The 13,076-nt window shown below is 73.1% G+C and carries 17 protein-coding genes; 11 read left to right on the forward strand and 6 right to left on the reverse strand.

What is annotated here, in order from left to right; genetic code table 11:
• Positions 1-11: 11 nt before the first annotated feature.
• From C3E78_RS01460 to C3E78_RS01470, 3 genes are read right to left on the reverse strand one after another with little or no spacing between them, the layout of a single operon-like run.
• Positions 12-623, reverse strand: coding sequence for an energy-coupling factor transporter transmembrane component T family protein (locus C3E78_RS01460; protein ID WP_235833736.1), 612 nt, complete (start codon positions 621-623; stop codon positions 12-14).
• Positions 620-1,324 carry an energy-coupling factor ABC transporter ATP-binding protein gene (locus C3E78_RS01465; RefSeq protein WP_235833737.1) on the reverse strand — a complete coding sequence of 235 codons (705 nt, stop codon included), beginning with the start codon at positions 1,322-1,324 and terminating at the stop codon, positions 620-622. Before C3E78_RS01465 ends, C3E78_RS01460 begins: the two co-directional genes overlap by 4 nt.
• On the reverse strand, positions 1,321-1,899 hold the full coding sequence (locus tag C3E78_RS01470; protein WP_235833738.1) for a biotin transporter BioY: 579 nt from the start codon (positions 1,897-1,899) through the stop codon (positions 1,321-1,323). The genes C3E78_RS01465 and C3E78_RS01470 overlap by 4 nt, the downstream gene beginning before the upstream one ends.
• 117 nt (positions 1,900-2,016) lie before the next feature.
• Between C3E78_RS01470 and C3E78_RS01475 the strand changes: the two genes are divergently transcribed.
• Positions 2,017-2,601, forward strand: a complete 585-nt coding sequence (locus C3E78_RS01475) for a TetR/AcrR family transcriptional regulator C-terminal domain-containing protein (RefSeq protein ID WP_108576641.1) — start codon at positions 2,017-2,019, stop codon at positions 2,599-2,601.
• A gap of 125 nt (positions 2,602-2,726) precedes the next feature.
• Here the strand turns inward: C3E78_RS01475 and C3E78_RS01480 are convergent, their stop codons facing one another.
• Both C3E78_RS01480 and C3E78_RS01485 read right to left on the reverse strand, forming a co-directional pair.
• Positions 2,727-4,184, reverse strand: a complete 1,458-nt coding sequence (locus C3E78_RS01480; protein ID WP_108576642.1) for a GuaB1 family IMP dehydrogenase-related protein — start codon at positions 4,182-4,184, stop codon at positions 2,727-2,729.
• Between the two features lie 73 nt (positions 4,185-4,257).
• Complete coding sequence (locus tag C3E78_RS01485; RefSeq protein ID WP_159085770.1) at positions 4,258-4,938, reverse strand: class I SAM-dependent methyltransferase; 681 nt, start codon at positions 4,936-4,938, stop codon at positions 4,258-4,260.
• A gap of 49 nt (positions 4,939-4,987) precedes the next feature.
• On the opposite strand from C3E78_RS01485, the gene C3E78_RS01490 reads away from it, so the two are divergent.
• On the forward strand, positions 4,988-5,704 hold the full coding sequence (locus C3E78_RS01490; RefSeq protein WP_108580700.1) for a Fic family protein: 717 nt from the start codon (positions 4,988-4,990) through the stop codon (positions 5,702-5,704).
• 296 nt (positions 5,705-6,000) lie between these two features.
• Here C3E78_RS01490 and C3E78_RS01495 read toward each other — a convergent pair whose 3' ends face one another.
• On the reverse strand, positions 6,001-6,804 hold the full coding sequence (locus C3E78_RS01495) for an HAD family hydrolase (RefSeq protein WP_108576644.1): 804 nt from the start codon (positions 6,802-6,804) through the stop codon (positions 6,001-6,003).
• Positions 6,805-6,909: 105 nt separating this feature from the next.
• Between C3E78_RS01495 and ssd the strand changes: the two genes are divergently transcribed.
• The 9 genes from ssd to C3E78_RS01540 all read left to right on the forward strand — a co-directional run bounded on the left by ssd (position 6,910) and on the right by C3E78_RS01540 (position 13,072).
• A complete protein-coding gene (ssd, locus tag C3E78_RS01500; RefSeq protein ID WP_108576645.1) occupies positions 6,910-7,950 on the forward strand; it encodes a septum site-determining protein Ssd in 1,041 nt (346 codons plus the stop codon).
• Positions 7,947-9,089: a TadA family conjugal transfer-associated ATPase gene (locus C3E78_RS01505; protein WP_108576646.1), complete on the forward strand. Its 1,143-nt coding sequence runs from the start codon at positions 7,947-7,949 to the stop codon at positions 9,087-9,089. Before ssd ends, C3E78_RS01505 begins: the two co-directional genes overlap by 4 nt.
• Complete coding sequence (locus tag C3E78_RS01510; protein ID WP_108576647.1) at positions 9,086-9,877, forward strand: type II secretion system F family protein; 792 nt, start codon at positions 9,086-9,088, stop codon at positions 9,875-9,877. Before C3E78_RS01505 ends, C3E78_RS01510 begins: the two co-directional genes overlap by 4 nt.
• Positions 9,874-10,572 (forward strand): type II secretion system F family protein, encoded by a 699-nt coding sequence (locus tag C3E78_RS01515; protein ID WP_159085771.1) that lies wholly within the window; start codon positions 9,874-9,876, stop codon positions 10,570-10,572. The genes C3E78_RS01510 and C3E78_RS01515 overlap by 4 nt, the downstream gene beginning before the upstream one ends.
• Before the next feature lie 119 nt (positions 10,573-10,691).
• Positions 10,692-10,865, forward strand: a complete 174-nt coding sequence (locus C3E78_RS01520) for a DUF4244 domain-containing protein (protein ID WP_108576649.1) — start codon at positions 10,692-10,694, stop codon at positions 10,863-10,865.
• A gap of 57 nt (positions 10,866-10,922) precedes the next feature.
• Positions 10,923-11,129, forward strand: a complete 207-nt coding sequence (locus C3E78_RS01525) for a DUF4244 domain-containing protein (RefSeq protein WP_108576650.1) — start codon at positions 10,923-10,925, stop codon at positions 11,127-11,129.
• Complete coding sequence (locus tag C3E78_RS01530; RefSeq protein ID WP_108576651.1) at positions 11,129-11,479, forward strand: TadE family type IV pilus minor pilin; 351 nt, start codon at positions 11,129-11,131, stop codon at positions 11,477-11,479. Before C3E78_RS01525 ends, C3E78_RS01530 begins: the two co-directional genes overlap by 1 nt.
• Positions 11,476-11,853, forward strand: a complete 378-nt coding sequence (locus C3E78_RS01535) for an Rv3654c family TadE-like protein (RefSeq protein ID WP_108576652.1) — start codon at positions 11,476-11,478, stop codon at positions 11,851-11,853. The genes C3E78_RS01530 and C3E78_RS01535 overlap by 4 nt, the downstream gene beginning before the upstream one ends.
• Positions 11,854-11,983: 130 nt before the next feature.
• Positions 11,984-13,072: an acyltransferase family protein gene (locus C3E78_RS01540; protein WP_108576653.1), complete on the forward strand. Its 1,089-nt coding sequence runs from the start codon at positions 11,984-11,986 to the stop codon at positions 13,070-13,072.
• Positions 13,073-13,076: the final 4 nt, after the last annotated feature.

The following is a 13,076-nucleotide window of genomic DNA, read 5'->3' on the forward strand; positions in this document are numbered from 1 at the left end:
GTCCCAGGTGGTCAGTCGTCGCCGATGCCGCGTGCATGCAGCGCCGCGCCGGTGTCGTACGCCTGCGCGACGGTGCGGATCGCCATGGGGACGAGGAGAGCCCGGGGGCTGCGCTCGAGGCCGCGGGCCTTCGCGGCGGCGCGGGTCTCGTGCGCGATGTCGAGGATGCCGGGGATGGCGCGGATCATGAGCGAGAACGCGAGCGCCACCTTCTCGGGATTCACGCCGACACGGCGGAACGGACCGAGCCCCCGGGTGATGGCGTCCAGCATCGCGTCGATGCGGGTCGTGCCGGTGAACACGAGCGCCGCGATCACCAGCGCCAGGAGATCGCCCACGACGTGGACGGCGGTCGGCCACCCGCGCTGCCAGACCTGGAACGCCGTGACCAGGACGACCACCGGCAGCAGCGGCCGCAGCGCGCGCAGCACCGGTCGTACCGGCAGCCCGGACCACACGACCAGCAGCAGCGAGAACGCCAGGAACGCCACCGCGGACCACGGCCCGCGCACCACCACGGTGACGACGCCGTACGTCGCGAGGAGCCCGAGCTTCGGTCCTGCCGGGAGGCGGTGGAGCAGGGTCGTGCCCGGACGGTACGCGCCGAGCGGTGACGCGATCACGCGCCGACCAGCGACCGGTAGAACGCGACCGCCTCATGGGGGGCGGCGTCGCAGACGATGCGGGCGTCGTCGACCACCAGCGCGCGGTCGCAGCGCTGCGCGAGGTCGAGGTCGTGGGTGACCAGGACGAGCTGCTGGTCGAGGGAGAACAGGCGGTCGGCGACGATCTGCGTGTTGCGCAGGTCGAGCAGCGTCGTCGGCTCGTCGGCCACCAGGACCCTCGGCTCGGTCGCCAGCACGCCGGCCAGGGCCAGCATCTGCTTCTGCCCGCCGGACAGGGCGTGCACGGTCGTGTCGGCCTTGTCGGCCAGCCCGACCTCGGCCAGGATCTCGAGCGCGCGGGCGCGGCGGACCTTCTTGTCCTTGATCGTGCGCCGCAGCGACAGGGCGATGTCCTCCGCGCACGTGGGCATCACGAGCTGGGCGTCGGGGTTGGTGAACACGAACCCGACCGCCCGCCGGACACGGGGGCCGTCCTCGACGGTGTCGAGACCGTCGATCGTCACCCGTCCCGACGTCGGCTCGACCAGGCCGTTGAGCAGGCGGGCGAGCGTGGACTTGCCGGAGCCGTTGCTGCCGATGACCGCGACCCGGTGCTCGGTCAGGGACAGCGTCGTGGGGTGCAGCAGCGGCAGCTCACCGCCCGGTGCCTGCACCGAGACGGCCGCCTCGTGGAGCTCGATGATCGGCGGCGCGGTCACCGTCGTGCGGCCAGCTGCGGGAAGGCGCGCAGGACGGCCGCCGCGACGACCGCGGCCAGCACGCCCTTGACGATGTCGGCGAGGAAGAAGGGGGTTGCATACCCCCACGCGACGGGCAGGCTCACGTCGAGCTTGAGCGCCATGCCGAGCGTGCCGAGCGTCCCGACGACCGCGATCGTGACGATGGCGGCGGCGACGGACACGACGGCGACGAACGAGGCCGGGTTGCGACGGGCGACCCGGTGCGCGACGAGCCCCACGAGCAGGGCGGCGAACGGGAACGCGGCGAGGTAGCCCGCGGTCTGGCCGGCCCACACGGCCGGCCCGGCCGCACCCTGCGCGAAGACCGGCAGCCCGGCGGTGCCGACCGCGAGGTAGAGCAGCACCGTGAGGAACCCTCGTACGGCGCCGAGGACGGAGCCGGCGAGGAAGATCGCGAACATCTGCAGCGTGAACGGCACGTTGAGCGAGCCGACCGTGAGCTGGGCACAGACCGCGATGAGGGCCGCGAACGTTGCGATGAGCGCGAGGTCGGTCGTGCCGATCGACGCGGGCCGGCGCGTGCGGGTGGTCATGCTCATGATCGTGCTCCTGCGAGGAGGGGAGACGCCACCTGAACGGTGCTCAGGTGAACGGCGTTCAGGTTACGTATAGGCTGTCCGCGCTGTCAATGTGACGTCCTCGGAGGATCCATGCGCTACCACCGCACCGACATCGTCGAGCGGGCCGTCGGCGTGCTCGACCAGTACGGGCTGGCGGACCTGTCGATGCGCCGGATCGCCTCCGAGCTGGGCCTGCAGCCCTCGGCGCTCTACCACCACTTCGGCAGCAAGCAGGAGCTCCTGGCCGCGGTCGCCGACGAGGTGCTCGAGCGTGGTGCGCGCCCCGATGCGCCCGACACGGCGTGGGACGACCGGGTCGTCGCCCTCAGCCGCGAGCTCCGTGACGCGATGCTCGCCTACCGCGACGGTGCCGAGCTCGTCGCCACGGTGCACGCGTTCGGGCTGGGCGTCCGCTCCCCGGCGGCGCCCCTGGCGTCCGCGATCGAGGCGGCGGGCTTCGACGAGGCGTTCGCGCGGACCGCCGCCATGACGGTGCTGCACTTCGTCTTCGGTCACGTGTCGGACGAGCAGACCCACCGGCAGGCCAACACCGCCGGTGCGATCGACGCCGATCCGCTGGGCCGCGCGGACACCGCCTCGTTCGACCTCGGCCTGTCCCTCATCCTCGAGGGCATCCGCCACCGCGCCGCGCCTGTCCGCACCGCGCGACACTGATCCGGTCACCGGTCACCGGTCACCGGTCAAAGGTCAACGGGCGAGCGAAGCGAGCCAGCCGGCCTGGTGCGAGCGCCAGCGAGCAGCAGGAATGAGCGGCGAGCGCAGCGAGCCGCGCCCGGCTACTACCAAGAGGCGCGGAGCGGACGTCCCTCGTCGTAGCCGGCCGAGCTCTGCAGCCCGACGACGGCGCGCTGGTGGAACTCCTCGATCGACCGCGCACCGGCGTACGTCGCGCTGGAGCGGACGCCCGCGATGATCGAGTCCACGAGGTCCTCGACGCCGGGGCGCTCGGGGTCCAGGAACATGCGGGAGGAGGAGATGCCCTCCTCGAACAGCGCCATCCGGGCACGCTCGAAGCCGGCCGCGTCGCGGGTGCGGTTGGAGACGGCCCGGGCCGAGGCCATGCCGAAGGACTCCTTGTACGGGCGGCCGTCCGGGCCGACCTTGAGGTCGCCGGGGCTCTCGAGCGTGCCGGCGAACCAGGAGCCGATCATCACGCTGGCCGCACCGGCCGCCAGGGCGAGGGCGACGTCGCGCGGGTAGCGCACCCCGCCGTCGGCCCAGACGTGCGCACCGAGCTCGCGGGCCGCCGCGGCGCACTCCATCACCGCGGAGAACTGCGGCCGGCCGACGCCGGTCATCATCCGGGTCGTGCACATCGCGCCCGGGCCGACACCGACCTTGATGATGTCCGCGCCCGCGCTGACCAGGTCGCGGACTCCCGCGGCGGAGACGACGTTGCCGGCGGCGACGGGCACGCGCCTGCCGGACTGCTCGGCGTACGCGTCGCGGGCTGCCACCACGAGCGGCAGCGCCTCGAGCATCTTGTCCTGGTGGCCGTGGGCGGTGTCAACGACGAGGACGTCGATGCCCATCTCGAGCAGCGCGGCGGCCTTGCCGGTGACGTCGCCGTTGATGCCGACGGCCGCACCGATCACCAGACGTCCGGCAGCGTCGACCGCGGGGTCGTAGATCGTGGAGCGCAGGGCCGACTTGCGGGTCAGGACGCCCAGCAGGCTGCCGCCGTCGACCACCGGCGCGAAGTCGACGTGCCGGGCGGACATCTCGTTGAAGCACTGCTTCGGGTCGGTCCCGGCCTCGAACGTCAGGACGTCGGTGGTCATCACCTCACGCACCTGCGCGAAGCGCTCGATCTCGGCGCCGTCGCCCTCGGTCACCACGCCGAGCACCTTGCCGTCCTCGACGACGACCACCGCGCCGTGCGCGCGCTTGGGGATCAGGCTCATGGCCTCGCCGACCGTGGTCGACGGGCCCACCGTGACGGGGGTGTCGTAGACCGTGTGCGCCGACTTCACGCGCTCGACGGTGTGCGCGACGATGTCGAGCGGGATGTCCTGCGGGATGATCGCGATCCCGCCGCGACGGGCGATCGTCTCGGCCATCCGCTTGCCGGAGATCGCGGTCATGTTGGCCACGACGAGCGGCAACGTGGTGCCGGTGCCGTCGGAGGTGGCCAGGTCGACGTCGAACCGGCTCGTGACGTCGGATCGCGCCGGCACCATGAACACGTCGTTGTACGTCAGGTCGAAGGACGGGGCGAGGTCGTTGAGGAACTTCACCCCGTGATTCTACCGGGGAGGTGTGCACGAGCGGGGCCATCGAACCGGGAGATCCCCGCGATGACGGGCGCACTCAGCGGAAGTCGAGCAGCATCGTGTCGGGCGGCGGTGCCGCCTGGCCGAGGCTGGACTTGTCGACCGTGGCCCGCAGGCACGAGGTCTCGTGCCGCAGCCGCAGGAAGCCGGTCTGCCCGCCGTACGTCATGAACAGGTCACGGACCTGCGAGAGCGCGGCCTCGCCGACCGACGGGTGCTTGGTCGCCTGGGCGAAGCGCAGCAGCCCGGGCAGGTCGAGCTTCTCCCACGAGCCGATCTCGTGCGTCTCGGGCGGGTGGAACAGTCCGGACGCGCTGAACGTGTCGGCCAGCGGTGCCCCGCGGTCGACCACGCCGATGATCTCGCGCAGCTTGCGCATCCACGGGATCGAGTCGTCGTGCCGCTGGGAGATCGTGGACAGCAGCCCCTCGGGTCGCAGCACGCGGGCGTACTCGGCCAGGGCCGTGGGCGCCTCGCGCAGCTCGGGAGCGATGACCACGTCGAACGCATCGCCGATGAACGGCAGCCGCTCACCCGCGCTGCGGACGTACTGGATGTCGGGGTGGCGGCGCGACGTGACGTCGTCACCGGCGACGACGACCTCATGCCCCTGCTCGGCGAGCTGGTACGCGAGCGATCCGTCTCCGAGGTGCAGCACGCAGGACAGACGATCCCCCACCAGCCACTTGGCCGTGCGATCTTCCGGGGAGTCGTTCATTGTTCGAAGGCTACCGGGCCGCCCGAGGGGCTGACGGTACGCTTCGGGCGTGTCCGATCCGTTCATCTCGGCTGCCGCTCTCGAAGGCATCCCGTCCACCTACGCCGGCACCCGCGACGGCATCGACGGCATCCTGCGCGACCGGGGCCTGCGCCGCAGCTCGCCGGACGACACCGCCCGCTCGCTGCTGGTCGGGGCGGCGGCGACCGCGTCGCTGGAGGGCAGCACGTACGAGGTCGAGGAGCTGGCCGCCGGCGGCGGGGACGCCCTGGCCCGCGGGGCGGTGCGCCTCTCGACCGAGCTGCTGGGCCTGCTGCCGGTCTGGAACCGCTCGCCCGTGCAGGCCCTCGCCCGGATCCACGCCCTGGCCGCGTCCGGGTCGGTCGACGACGCCGACCTCGGCCGCCCGGTGAACCCCGCCGGTGTGGCCCGGCTGACCGAGCTCGCCTGGATGCTGGGCCGGCCCACCGAGGCGCCCGGGCTCGTGGTCGCGGCGCTCGTCCACGCCGAGATCAGCTCCGCGGGCGCATTCGCGACGCACAACGGCGTCATCGGGCGGGCCGCCGAGCGTCTCGTCCTGGTGTCCAAGGGGGTCGATCCCGCGTCGGTGCTCGTCCCCGAGGCCGGCCACGCCGCCGAGGCCGACGGCTACCGATCGGCGCTCGCGGCGTACGGCAGCGGCAAGCCGACGGGTGTGCACCAGTGGCTGATGTACGCCTCGCAGGCGTTCACCCGCGCGGCCGAGGCGTCCCCGCTCGCGCGCTGATCGCGATCGTCGGCGGCACACAGAGCGGCGACGCCGACACTCGAGGGAGTCGACGTCGCCAAGCTCAGCACTCTCATGGCTACCAGGCGTGCTGGATCGGAGTCGTCATGGCTCCAGTGAAATCCCTGAGTGGTCTGGAGTCCGGCGAGCGACTGTCCCTGAGATGGGTGATCGCCGCGTGGGTACCGATGTGCTGAGCCGCTTGTGGAGTTGTCTGTCCTTCATGTGTACGCCCCCGACGGCAGATCCGACAGGCCTACTCGGGCGTAATGTTCTGCGCCTTCGTTCACAAGCGGTCAGGCAGCGAAGCGTCCCTTGCGTCGGGTGACCAGGGCCATGGCGACCGCGCCCACGGCGCTCGCGGCGACCGCGACGGCAGCGGCCTTGCCCACCCGGGTGTCGAGGCCCAGCCGGCGACGCAGCGCGACGGGGCGGGCGAACGTCAGGATCGGCCAGTCGTTCTCCTCGGCGATCCGCCGCAGGGCGCGGTCGGGGTTGACCGCGAACGGGTGGCCCACCGCCTCGAGCATCGGCACGTCGGTCTCGGAGTCGGAGTAGGCGTACGACTCGGAGAGGTCGTAGCCGCGCTGCTCGGCCAGGTGGCGCATCGCGACGGCCTTGTTGGGGCCGTACGCGTAGAAGTCGACCTCGCCGGTGTAGCGGCCCTCCTCGGCCAGCAGGGTGGTCGCGATGACGTGGTCGACGCCGAGCATCGCACCGATCGGCTCGACCACCTCCACGCCCGAGGCGGACACGATGATGACGTCCCGGCCCGCGGCCTGGTGCTCCTCGATCAGCGTCACGGCCTCCTCGAAGACCAGCGGGTCGATGATCGTGTGCAGCGTCTCGGCGACGGACTGGCGGACCACGTTGACGTCCCAGCCGGTCACCATCTGGGTCAGGTAGGCGCGCATCTTCTCGAGCTGGTCGTGGTCGGCGCCGCTGATCGAGAACATGAAGTTCGCGTACGCGCTGCGCAGCACCGCTCGGCGGCTCAGCAGCCCGCCCTCGTAGAACGGCTTGCCGAAGGCAAGCGTGCTCGACTTCGCGATGATCGTCTTGTCGAGGTCGAAGAATGCCGCAGTCCGCGTCGGGCTCACCCCATCAGGATAGGGGCGTCCACATGAGCCGCGCGCAGGCTCGGCCGTCCACAGGCGGGTGAGAGCAGGTTTTGCCCGGCGGCGCCGGCGGCGATCGTCGTACCCATGACCGACGCGCAGCCCCCGTTGATCGCGACCGCGGACGCGCAGCTGATCGAGCTCGCCCAGCGGTGGTGCGCCGCGCTGGGCACGAGCCCGGAGGTCGCGCGCGACGTCACCGCCGCGCGGAGGTCGTGGCGCGGCGCGTCCGCCGTGATTGCCGGAGAGGACCTGGCCGACGGGCTGGTCGGGGCGGGCGTCACCCGCCGGGACCACGTCGTGATCGTCGCTCGCGAGCCGGCGACGTGCTGGCCGGTCGCGGTGGAGCTGGGCGCCGCCGCCGTGTGCGGCCTGTTCGAGGAGGACCGGGTGCTGGCTGCGCTGGCCTCCGCGCTCGACGGCCGTGACGAGGCGTGCGTCGTGAGCGTCGTCGGCGGGTCGGGCGGTGCGGGCGCGTCCACGCTGGTCGCCGCGCTCGCGGTCGTCGCCGGACGTCGCGGGTTCCGCTCGCTGGCATTTGACGGCGACCCGCTCGGCGGAGGGCTCGAGCTCGTGCTGGGTGCCGAGCGCGCGCCCGGCCTGCGCTGGCACGACTTCGCCATGACCCGCGGCCGGATCGACGCCGGCTCGCTGGCCGACGTGCTGCCGGTGCACCACGGGACCGCCACCTTGTCCTGGGCCCGGGACGAGCGCGGCCCGCTCCCGGAGTCCCTTCCTGCGGTGGTCACCGCGGCGGTGCGCGGATTCGACCTCGTGGCGGTCGACGCCCCGCGGCAGCTCGACCCGGCCGGGGTCGAGCTGGTCGGCCGATCGGTCCTCACGGTCCTGCTGGTGCCCGAGGAGATCGCCGCGGTCATGGCGGCCCGGACGGTCCTCGAGCGGCTGCGACGCAGCGCCCCCGCCGTCGGTCTCGTCACGGTCGCCCGTCGAGGCGGCATCGGCCCGGGACCGGTCGCCGAGGCGCTCGACCTGCCGGTGCTGGTCCGGCACCGGCACGACCGGCGCCTGCGCTCGGCGGTCGACCGAGGCCAGGGGCCGGCCCACTCGCGGGCCCTGCGACGTACGGCCGCGGCCGTGCTCGACGCGCTCGGGATGGAGCGCCCATGACCGAGGTGCCGATGATCGAGCGGGTGCGCCGGCGTCTCGCGGCCGACGCCTCGGACCCGACCGCGCACAGCGTCGCGGAGGCGCTCCGAGCCGAGAACCAGCTGGCCGGCTCCGACACCGTCCTGGCGCTCGTCGACCAGCTGCGCAGCGAGACGCGCGGGGCGGGGCTGCTCGACCCGCTGCTCGCCCTGCCGGGCGTGACCGACGTGCTGGTCAACGGCCCGGATGCTGTGTACGTCGACCGCGGGCGCGGTCTGGAGATGTCCGTGGTGCGGTTCGCGGACGAGGCAGAGGTGCGCCGGCTGGCTCAGCGGCTGGCCGCGCAGGCCGGACGACGACTGGACGACGCCAGCCCGTGGGTGGACGCGCGTCTCGGCGACGGCACCCGGCTGCACGCCGTCCTCGCACCGCTCGCCAGGCCGGGCACCGCGTTGTCGTTGCGGGTCCCGGCCCGCCGGACGTTCACCCTCGAGCAGCTGCACGCGGTCGGCTCGTTGTCCGACGAGGCGCTGACCTGTCTGCGACGCATCGTCGCCTCCCGCACGGCGTTCGTGATCTCCGGGGGCACCGGCTCGGGCAAGACGACCCTGCTGGCGGCCCTGCTCGGCGCGGTCGACCCGCACGAGCGGATCGTCGTCGTCGAGGACTCGACGGAGCTGCGGCCCGACCACCCCCACGTCGTCGGTCTCGAGGCCCGTCCGGCCAACGTCGAGGGGGCCGGCCTGGTCACGGTGCGCGACCTGGTGCGCCAGGCGCTGCGCATGCGTCCCGACCGGCTGGTCGTGGGGGAGGTCCGCGGTGCGGAGGTCGTCGATCTGCTCGCGGCGCTCAACACCGGGCACGAGGGTGGCTGCGGCACCGTGCACGCGAATGCGCCGGCGGACGTCCCGGCCCGGTTCGAGGCGCTCGGCGTCGCGGCGGGCATGCCCCGCGACGCAGTCCACAGCCAGTTCGCCTCGAGCATCGAGCTGGTCATCCACCTGGCCCGGCGATCGGACGGTCGTCGCGTCGTCGAGCAGGTGGCCGTCACGGACCGCGCCCACGACGGGATGGTCTCGTGCCACACCGCCCTGGACTTCGCTCCCGACGGCGCGCGGGCGGGTCCGGGTCATCCGCGGCTCGTCGAGGTGCTGCGATGACGGTGGTGGCCGCCGCCGGCGTCGTGATGGCCGTGCTCCTGTGGCGTCCGCCCGGGCGGTGGCTCGTCCGGCACCGTACGGGGCGGCGGCCCGTCGAGGTGTCCCGCGGCCAGGTCACGGCCGCAGCCGTGGTGGCCGTCGCGTTGTCCGCCGCCGGGCAGGTGCGGGGCCCTCGGCTGATCCTCGCCGCGACCGTCGTTGGGGTCGGGGTGTTCGCGGCACGCCAGCTGGGCACGTCGCGCAGGCAGGAGCGCGAGCGTCGCAGACGGGCCGAGGTGGCGGAGGTCCTCGGGCTGCTGGCCGCGGAGCTGCGGGCCGGTCTGCTGCCGGTGCGCACGCTGACCGGGCTCGCCGCTGACTTCGACTTCCTCGGGCCGGCCGCCCGGGCGGCCGATCTCGGCGGTGACGTCCCGGCTGCGCTCCGTGAGGCTTCGACGGTCCGGGGCCGCGAGACGTTGCTGGAGGTGGCCGCGGCGTGGCAGGTGGCCGAGCGCGCCGGAGCGCCGCTCGCGGCGGCACTGGGGCGGCTGGAGGACGCGGTCCGGGACCGTCGTGAGATCGAGCGCGAGGTGCAGGCGGGGGCGGGACCCGCCCGGGCGACCGGACGGCTGATGGCGGTGCTCCCGGTGGTCGGCCTGGGACTCGGCTCCGGCATGGGCGGTGACCCGGTGGCCGTCCTGACCGGCACCTGGATCGGGGTGACGTGCCTCGCCGCCGGATGCGCCCTCGCGTGCCTGGGCATCGCCTGGGTGGAGCGCATCGCGGCCGCCACGGAGCTCACGTCGTGACAGCGGCGTTGCTGGTCGCGGCGGCGGTCTGGTGCCTCGTCCCCGTCCCGCCGACCCGTCGGGCGCGTCAGGTCCTCGGGGCGGGAGGGCCGTCCCGGACCGTCGACCTGCGGCTCGTTGCCGCGGCGATGGCGCCCTTGGGCGCCGTGCTGCTGCTGGGCGTGCCGATCGGCCTGCTCGTCGGAGCTGCTCTCGCGCCGGTCGTGCACCGTGCCGTCGGACGACTCGAGTCGGCGTCCGCCCGGGCGCGTGCCGCCGCGATCGAGGCTGCGCTGCCGGCGGCGCTCGACCTCATGGTGGCCGCGTTGGAGGTGGGTCGGCCGCCCGTGTCGGCGTTCGCACTGGTGGCCGAGGCCACGGCTCCTCCGCTGGGGCCGGAGCTCGGGGCGATCGCGGGGCGGCTCGCGATCGCCGCCGACTCCGACTCGGTGTGGCGCTCCGTCGCGGGGGACCCGGTGCTGGCGTCCGTGGGTCGCGCGTTCCGACGGGCCGAGGCGTCGGGCATGCCGGTGGCGGGGATCGTGGCCACGGTGGCGACGGAGATGCGCCGCGAGCGCGCGGCGAGGCTGCGGGAGCACAGTCGCAAGGTGGCCGTCCGCACCGCGGCACCACTCGGTGCGTGCTTCCTGCCGGCGTTCTTCCTCATCGGGATCGTCCCCACGGTGCTGGCGTCGTTCCAGTCCTTCCGGTGGTGACCGTCCACAGCCGGCAGGCGCCCGACCGCGCCGTCCCCAGCCGCCGGATCCGCGCACAGATCCGGGGGCGTCCCGCCACATCTTCTCCATGACAGATCCACCCATCGAAAGGACAACTCATGAAGAAGCTGCGCGCCCGGGTTGAGCAGGGCATGACCACTGCGGAGTACACCGTCGGCACCCTCGGGGCCTGCACGATCGGCGGGGTCCTGGTGAAGGTCGGCCAGTCCGAGTGGTTCGGCGACATCGTCAAGGACCTCATCGAGAAGATCCCCGACCTGCTCCCGTTCTGACACCTCCGGCCGGGGCGGCCCGTCCGTGCCGCCCCGGCCCCTCCCGAAGGAGATCTCATGGCACACCGAGACGACCGCGGCATGGCCACCGCGGAGTACACGATCGGCACCCTCGGCGCGGTGCTGATGGCGACGGTCCTCTACAAGATGGGCGTCCTGGGCGTGGACGGGCCGTGGCTGGACGGCCTCTTCGACAAGATCGAGCAGGCCCTGTCGTGGCGCAACATCTTCAAGGGGATGCCACGCCTCGGCATCCGGTCCTGATGCGCCGCGAACGCGGCATGGTCACCGCCGAGCTGATGACCATCGCGCCGCTGGGAGTGGCCTTCGCGTTCCTCCTGCTGTGGGTGGTGTCGCTCGGTCTCACCCAGGTGCGGCTCGCCGACGCCTCGCGGGAGTCCGCGCGGATGATCGCCCGGGGCGAGCCCACGTCGTCGGCGGAGACCGCGGCGAGGCGGCACGCTCCCGACGGGGCCACGGTGCGGGTCGGCGAGGAGGGCGGCGCGGTGGTGGTGACGGTCAGCGCGCGGTCGAGGATGCCGCTGCCGTTCTTCTCCGGCATCGGCTCGCGCACCATGACGTCGACGTCGGTCGCCGCGCTGGAGTCCCCATGAGGCGCGGCGAGCGGGGCGCGGTGACCGTCCACGCCGCGACGGTCGCAACCTTGCTCGTCATCGCGGCGCTCGTCGCGGTGCAGGTCGCCGGCCTCGTCCGGATGCGTCACCGGGTGGCGGCTGCGGCCGACCTCGCGGCGCTGGCCGGCTCGCAGGCCAGCGCCGCCGGTGAGGACGGCTGCGCGGCGGCCCGGGCCATCGCCCGCCGCAACGACGCCCGGCTCGTGTCCTGCCGGATGGACTACGACGTGGCCACGGTGACCGCACGCGCCGAGCGCGCCCCGTGGTGGGGCGTCGCCTGGTCCACCGAGCAGACGGCGCGCGCCGCCCCCGACTACTACCTCGACCCCGGTCCCGCGAGTGGCGCAGGATGAAGGAACTGAGACGGCGAGTCGTGCAGTTCTGCGCCACTCGCGGACCGGGTGTGGCTTTTGACGGTCCTGTGACGCTCGGCTGCCACGATGCCTGGATTCGGTGGCATCAGTCTGGGGGCAGGAGCTGAAGATGTCCGAACCCGCTGCGCAGCCCTCCCTCGCGGAGTCGGTCGGGGAGACCCACGTGCCCGCGCTCGACGGGCTGCGGGCGATCGCTGCCCTCGTCGTCGTCCTGTTCCACGCCAGGTGGGCGTTCCAGGCGGGGGACCTCGGTGTCGACATGTTCTTCGTCCTCAGCGGGTTCCTCATCACCGGCATCCTTTTGCGTGACGCCGAGATTCACGGTCGGATCCGCCTCGCCCGGTTCTACCGCCGGCGAGCACTGCGGCTCCTGCCGGCGTACCTCGCCGTCCTGGTCACCTGTGTCGTCCTCGACCGCATCTGGGACGTGGGAGGAACGCTGAAGGGAGCCGTGTTCTCCTTCTTCTACGTGTCCAACTGGGCCGCAGCGACGGGCACGGGCCTGGGGTCGTTGCTGCACACGTGGTCCCTGTCCATCGAGGAGCAGTTCTACCTCGTGTGGCCCGTGGCGCTCATCGCGATCCTCGCACTCGGCCGCGGGTCGACCCGGGCGCTGATCCTCGGGGTGGGTGCCTGCCTCGCGCTCGCCTACGCGTCCATCGTCATTGGCTACCTCGCTGGAGCGTCGCCGGTGCTCGGCTGGAACTCGACGCCGGCGCGCGGCACCGAGCTGCTGGCCGGGTGCCTGCTGGCAGTCGTTCTCCGGTCCCGCCGCGCGGCGACGTGGTGGTCGTCCCTCGGCGCCTCGCGCACCGGCGCCATCGGGCTGGCCTGCCTGGTCCTGCTCGTCGTCCTGGCCAACGTGCCTGCCCCGCACCCGTGGCTCACGATGTTCTGGCGGTGGCCTGCCGTGTCCCTCCTGACGGCGGGCGTGATCGCGGCGTGCGTCGCCGGCGGGCGAGGCATGTCCGCAGCGCTGGGCAATCGCGTCCTCGTGGCCATCGGCCGCATGTCGTACGGGCTGTACCTGTGGCACTTCCCGGTCTTCGTGACCGTCGACTCGACCCTGGGCCTGACCGGGGTGGCCCCACGCCTCCTCGCGCTCGCGATCACCGCGGCCGTCGTCCCGCTGTCGTACCGGTACGTCGAGCAGCCGTTCCTGCGGATGAAGAACCGGCGTCCCGTTCCCGTGCCCTGACGCC

The sequence above is a fragment of the Aeromicrobium chenweiae genome (genome assembly GCF_003065605.1).
Taxonomy (GTDB): Bacteria; Actinomycetota; Actinomycetes; order Propionibacteriales; family Nocardioidaceae; genus Aeromicrobium; species Aeromicrobium chenweiae.

What these genes read in the sequence shown, in the direction of transcription:
- C3E78_RS01470 (WP_235833738.1), bottom strand. Translation starts at nt 1,899, where the DNA reads ATGACCACCCGCACGCGCCGGCCCGCGTCGATCGGCACGACCGACCTC.
- C3E78_RS01535 (WP_108576652.1), top strand. Translation starts at nt 11,476, where the DNA reads ATGAGGCGCGGCGAGCGGGGCGCGGTGACCGTCCACGCCGCGACGGTC.
- C3E78_RS01530 (WP_108576651.1), top strand. Translation starts at nt 11,129, where the DNA reads ATGCGCCGCGAACGCGGCATGGTCACCGCCGAGCTGATGACCATCGCG.
- C3E78_RS01475 (WP_108576641.1), top strand. Translation starts at nt 2,017, where the DNA reads ATGCGCTACCACCGCACCGACATCGTCGAGCGGGCCGTCGGCGTGCTC.
- C3E78_RS01540 (WP_108576653.1), top strand. Translation starts at nt 11,984, where the DNA reads ATGTCCGAACCCGCTGCGCAGCCCTCCCTCGCGGAGTCGGTCGGGGAG.
- C3E78_RS01505 (WP_108576646.1), top strand. Translation starts at nt 7,947, where the DNA reads ATGACCGAGGTGCCGATGATCGAGCGGGTGCGCCGGCGTCTCGCGGCC.
- C3E78_RS01485 (WP_159085770.1), bottom strand. Translation starts at nt 4,938, where the DNA reads ATGAACGACTCCCCGGAAGATCGCACGGCCAAGTGGCTGGTGGGGGAT.
- C3E78_RS01510 (WP_108576647.1), top strand. Translation starts at nt 9,086, where the DNA reads ATGACGGTGGTGGCCGCCGCCGGCGTCGTGATGGCCGTGCTCCTGTGG.
- C3E78_RS01525 (WP_108576650.1), top strand. Translation starts at nt 10,923, where the DNA reads ATGGCACACCGAGACGACCGCGGCATGGCCACCGCGGAGTACACGATC.
- ssd (WP_108576645.1), top strand. Translation starts at nt 6,910, where the DNA reads ATGACCGACGCGCAGCCCCCGTTGATCGCGACCGCGGACGCGCAGCTG.
- C3E78_RS01520 (WP_108576649.1), top strand. Translation starts at nt 10,692, where the DNA reads ATGAAGAAGCTGCGCGCCCGGGTTGAGCAGGGCATGACCACTGCGGAG.